This is a genomic window from Serratia grimesii NBRC 13537 (assembly GCF_001590905.1).
GTDB lineage: Bacteria > Pseudomonadota > Gammaproteobacteria > Enterobacterales > Enterobacteriaceae > Serratia > Serratia grimesii.
Window position 1 is genome coordinate 1 of sequence record NZ_BCTT01000029.1, and the last position, 4585, is coordinate 4585.

A 4585-nucleotide genomic window follows, 5' to 3' on the forward strand; every position below is an offset into this window, starting at 1 on the left:
TCCGTAAGGATGGCCTTGTTGTTATGTGCGAAAGTAAAAAGCTGCGCAGACATGCTGCGTCTTAAGTTCAGATGCCCTCCTGGTCCCCTCCAAATACAAGTCAGTCAGTTATATTTATAATTAGCCTTAATGTTTAAAGGAAATGAGCAACTCCAGCCATATATAAACAGGACTGAATAGAATTCTTTAACCTGTGGAAATAAACGCTAATGCGAGGATATTGCTGACACTTATCATGCTGTTCATTATATTTATTTCCTTATCTCGTTAATTTATATAGAAATTACCTTATAAAACAATTAGAAGTATTTACCCTATAGATGATCTCAAGATAAAAGCAATATCAGTGAAAACAAATATTAGCCTCGAGAGCCGAATCGAGTAGACTAGGTGAAGGTTCATTTCCGTATAGGTAATTATCGTTATGTCTACTGAAAGCGCGTCATTAAAAAAACACAATACTTTTGCGCTCCAGGCCAACGCAGCGCATCTGGTCATTGCAGATACCATCGAATTAATGATCAAGGTTTGGCAGAAAACGCAGAAACGTCAAGAACCACTGCTGGTACTCGGTGAGGGGAGTAACGTCCTATTTCTTGAGGACTTTTCTGGTACGGTCATGATCAATCAATTAAAAGGCATCGATATCAGAGAAGAGAAAGATGCCTGGTTTCTCCACGTTAGCTCGGGCGAGAATTGGCATGATTTGGTCTGCCGCACTCTGGAAACAGGTATTCCTGGGCTAGAGAACCTTGCATTGATCCCCGGTTTAGTTGGTTCAGCCCCCATCCAAAATATTGGTGCTTATGGCATTGAGCTCAAGAACGTATGTGACTATGTCGATCTGCTGGATCTGAAAACGGGCGCCATCGATCGTATTTCGGCATCAGATTGTGGGTTTGGTTACCGTGAAAGTATTTTCAAACACCGTTTCCAGAAGGGCCACATTATTGTTGGTGTGGGCCTGCGTCTGAACAAGCAATGGAACCCGATGCTGAATTATGGCGATCTAACGAAGCTGGATCCGGAAACGGTAACACCACGTCAGGTGTTTGACTCCGTGTGTGCGATGCGCCGCAGTAAACTACCTGACCCTAAGGTGACGGGTAATGCCGGCAGTTTCTTCAAAAACCCACTGGTCAGCAATGAAAAGGCGGCTACGATGATTGCTCAATTCCCTGGTATGCCACATTACCCACAGCAGGATGGGCAGGTGAAGCTGGCTGCTGGCTGGCTGATTGATCAGTGTAAGCTTAAGGGGCATCAGATTGGCGGTGCGGCGGTACATAGCCAGCAGGCACTTGTTCTGGTTAATTTGGATAATGCTACCAGCCAGGATGTCGTCGCTCTGGCTCGGTATGTACGTAATACTGTAGCGGCAAAGTTCGATGTATGGTTAGAGCCCGAGGTTCGCTTTATCGGTACGGACAGTGAATTAAATGCCGTAGAGGTTCTCTCATGAAGGATACCAAAGTTCCTCTTAAGCTCATTGCAATACTAGCCGATGGCAGCTTCCACTCTGGCGAGCATCTTGGCGAATTGCTGGGTATGAGCCGTGCTGCAATTAATAAACATATCCAGACCATTCGCGAATGGGGTTTGGACGTGTTTACGGTACCAGGGAAAGGCTATAGTTTACCGAGCCCAATTCAATTGCTGGATGTTGAACGTATACTCAGCCAATTAACAGATAAGCGTGTCACTGTGCTACCTGTTGTGGATTCCACCAATCAATATCTGCTGGACCGTATCACCGAACTGCAATCGGGCGATGCCTGTGTTGCAGAGTATCAGCAAGCGGGTCGTGGTCGGCGGGGGCGTCAATGGATCTCGCCTTTTGGTGCCAACCTGTACCTCTCAATGTTTTGGCGTTTGGATCAGGGACCCGCAGCAGCAATGGGTCTGAGCTTGGTGATTGGCATCGTGATGGCTGAGGTGCTGAAAGATCTCGGCGCTGAAGATGTCAGGGTCAAATGGCCAAATGATCTATACCTCAACGATCGCAAACTGGCCGGGATTTTGGTCGAGTTAACGGGGAAAACAGGTGACGCGGCGCAATTGGTGATTGGCGCAGGTATTAATTTAGCAATGCGCGAAACCAATGCCAATGCGATTAATCAGGGCTGGATAAATCTGCAGGAAGCGGGAATCAACATTGACCGTAATGAATTGGCTGCGACCTTGCTAAATGAATTGCGTCAATCGCTGAGGCAGTTTGAGATTGATGGATTGGCACCGTTTATTGCTCGTTGGCGTGCGTTAGACAACTTTATTGATCGGCCTGTTAAGCTATTAATCGGTGAGCAACAGATTTTTGGTATTGCCAGAGGGATCGATCAACAAGGTGCATTACTGCTTGATCAAAATGGTGTAATTAAACCATTTATTGGCGGGGAAATATCTCTGCGCAGTGCTGAGTGATTATTTTTAATAAGGGGCGGTGAAGCCCCTTATTATGTATTTTATTTATTTACGTAACCGTACGTTTTCAACGGCGTGATTAGCACTTTTAGTCATGATTAGGCTAGCGCGTTCGCGAGTAGGTAGGATGTTTTCCTGTAAATTCATGCCGTTAATCTCTGTCCATAATTGTGTGGCTATATTTATAGCCTCGGGCTCAGGTAGCTTTGAGTAGTTATGGAAATAAGAGTCAGGGTTAGAGAAAGCGCCCTGGCGGAATTTAAGAAATCGATTGATATACCAGGTTTGCAGCAGCTCTTCAGGCGCGTCAACATATATTGAAAAATCAACAAAGTCAGAAACAAACACACGATGTGGATCGTGAGGATAATCCATCCCGCTTTGTAATACGTTCAGCCCTTCAAGAATAAGAATATCTGGTTGCTCGATGACTTTATTACCGTCAGGAACAACATCATAAATCAGATGAGAATATACTGGAGCGGTCACGCGCTTGGCGCCAGATTTTACTTCAGAAACGAATTTGACCAGGCTATGCATATCGTAGGACTGTGGAAAGCCCTTTTTCTTCATCAGCCCACGTTCGTTTAGCACCTTGTTAGGATGCAAAAAACCGTCAGTGGTGATCAGTTCGACGCTGCGGTGTTCCGGCCAGCTGCTGAGCAATGCCTGAAGTAAACGTGCGGTAGTGCTTTTGCCAACGGCAACGCTGCCAGCAATGCCGATAACGTAGGGGATTTTTTGTCCGTCTGTTCCGAGGAACTGCTCAAGCACGGCCTGACGGCGCAGGTTGGAACTGATATAGAAGTTCAACAACCGTGATAGTGGCAGATAAATCTGCGCTACCTCTTCCAAAGAGAGATCTTCGTTAATCCCTTTCAGTTTAACAATCTCTTCTTCTGACAGTGTCAGCGGCACCGAGTTTCGCAGCGCAGCCCATTGGGTACGATCGAACTGAAGATAAGGCGTCGCTAAAGATTGATCTCTTTTTATCATAAGCCAAATTCTGCCTGTTAACGCAGGTTGGGAAAGGCGCCGGACGCCAACTCCAGATAATAAACAAGCTGCATATTATAGACAGCTTCGTTTTTGGCGTAGACTTTTTTCGCAAAAGTTGGCGATTAGTATGAGTTTATGTCAATTGTGAGAAGCGCAACGCAGTAGAGGCGGAGTGCTTGTTAAGCGGTATCAACCAAGAGCGATACCGTTTTCATGTCGCGATGCATCCCTTTTGCACATAGGTTTACTAAGGGGTTCTTAACTGCCGCGTGGGAGAAATGTTCCATTGATTCTTGCAAAGGTAATTAGGCTATAGAAAATGACGTCTGAAATTGATTAATGTTTGCACGGCGTACACGTCAAATTGCCAGGTAGTATGCAAAATTGGGCGTTTTGTGAGCGAAAGTGCAGCTAACGCAATTTTTTTGTTGCATAGACCGTCCGCTCTACCTAGAATGCGCTGCACTTGATGCCGGCTTAGCTCAGTTGGTAGAGCAACTGACTTGTAATCAGTAGGTCACCAGTTCGATTCCGGTAGCCGGCACCAATCAAGTCACAGTAGTTAAAATCTGGTGGGGTTCCCGAGCGGCCAAAGGGAGCAGACTGTAAATCTGCCGTCACAGACTTCGAAGGTTCGAATCCTTCCCCCACCACCATATCTTGCCTTCGGCAGTTAACTGGCCAGCGATAAACTCGCAACGGTTAAATTGCAGAAGGGGAAGGCGAAAGCCTTCGGCAAGAATCGAGTTGTGCAGCGCTAGCGCAGCCGGCCCGAAGGGTGAGAGTTAAGCGACGAACAATCCTTCTCCTCCCTAAAAATTCTACAGAAAAGTCAGGTAGCCGAGTTCCAGGATGCGGGCATCGTATAATGGCTATTACCTCAGCCTTCCAAGCTGATGATGTGGGTTCGATTCCCACTGCCCGCTCCAAGATGTGCTGATATAGCTCAGTTGGTAGAGCGCACCCTTGGTAAGGGTGAGGTCGGCAGTTCGAATCTGCCTATCAGCACCACTTCTTATAATCTCGCCCCCTGATTTTCTTTCTGTTCTGGATTCAACAAGCAAATGCTTGGTTGATGTGGTGATACCACCGATTTATCCGTGTCTTAGAGGGACAATCGATGTCTAAAGAAAAGTTTGAACGTTCAAAACCGCACGTTAACGTC

The 4585-nt window shown here is 46.4% G+C and carries 3 protein-coding genes, 4 tRNA genes and 1 other RNA gene; 7 read left to right on the forward strand and 1 reads right to left on the reverse strand.

The annotated features are described in order from the left end of the window. The first annotated feature begins 424 nt into the window (after positions 1-424). Both murB and birA read left to right on the forward strand, forming a co-directional pair. Positions 425-1462, forward strand: a complete 1038-nt coding sequence (gene murB, locus SGR01S_RS23415) for a UDP-N-acetylmuramate dehydrogenase (RefSeq protein WP_061808716.1) — start codon at positions 425-427, stop codon at positions 1460-1462. Next, positions 1459-2421, forward strand: a complete 963-nt coding sequence (birA, locus tag SGR01S_RS23420; RefSeq protein ID WP_061808717.1) for a bifunctional biotin--[acetyl-CoA-carboxylase] ligase/biotin operon repressor BirA — start codon at positions 1459-1461, stop codon at positions 2419-2421. Before murB ends, birA begins: the two co-directional genes overlap by 4 nt. A 45-nt stretch (positions 2422-2466) precedes the next feature. Here birA and coaA read toward each other — a convergent pair whose 3' ends face one another. Then, positions 2467-3417, reverse strand: a complete 951-nt coding sequence (gene coaA, locus SGR01S_RS23425) for a type I pantothenate kinase (protein WP_061808718.1) — start codon at positions 3415-3417, stop codon at positions 2467-2469. 474 nt (positions 3418-3891) lie between these two features. Here coaA and SGR01S_RS23430 point away from each other — a divergent pair. The 5 genes from SGR01S_RS23430 to SGR01S_RS23450 all read left to right on the forward strand — a co-directional run bounded on the left by SGR01S_RS23430 (position 3892) and on the right by SGR01S_RS23450 (position 4431). Beyond that, positions 3892-3967, forward strand: a tRNA-Thr gene (locus tag SGR01S_RS23430). Positions 3968-3991: 24 nt separating this feature from the next. Further along, positions 3992-4076, forward strand: a tRNA-Tyr gene (locus tag SGR01S_RS23435). A gap of 46 nt (positions 4077-4122) precedes the next feature. Continuing rightward, positions 4123-4237, forward strand: a non-coding RNA gene (locus tag SGR01S_RS23440) — RtT sRNA. 37 nt (positions 4238-4274) lie between these two features. Beyond that, positions 4275-4349: transfer RNA gene (locus SGR01S_RS23445), tRNA-Gly, on the forward strand. A gap of 6 nt (positions 4350-4355) precedes the next feature. Next, positions 4356-4431, forward strand: a tRNA-Thr gene (locus SGR01S_RS23450). Positions 4432-4585 lie beyond the last annotated feature (154 nt).

Excerpts from the sequence above, each read along its gene's own strand:
- birA (WP_061808717.1), top strand. The coding sequence starts at position 1,459 with ATGAAGGATACCAAAGTTCCTCTTAAGCTCATTGCAATACTAGCCGAT.
- coaA (WP_061808718.1), bottom strand. The coding sequence starts at position 3,417 with ATGATAAAAAGAGATCAATCTTTAGCGACGCCTTATCTTCAGTTCGAT.
- murB (WP_061808716.1), top strand. The coding sequence starts at position 425 with ATGTCTACTGAAAGCGCGTCATTAAAAAAACACAATACTTTTGCGCTC.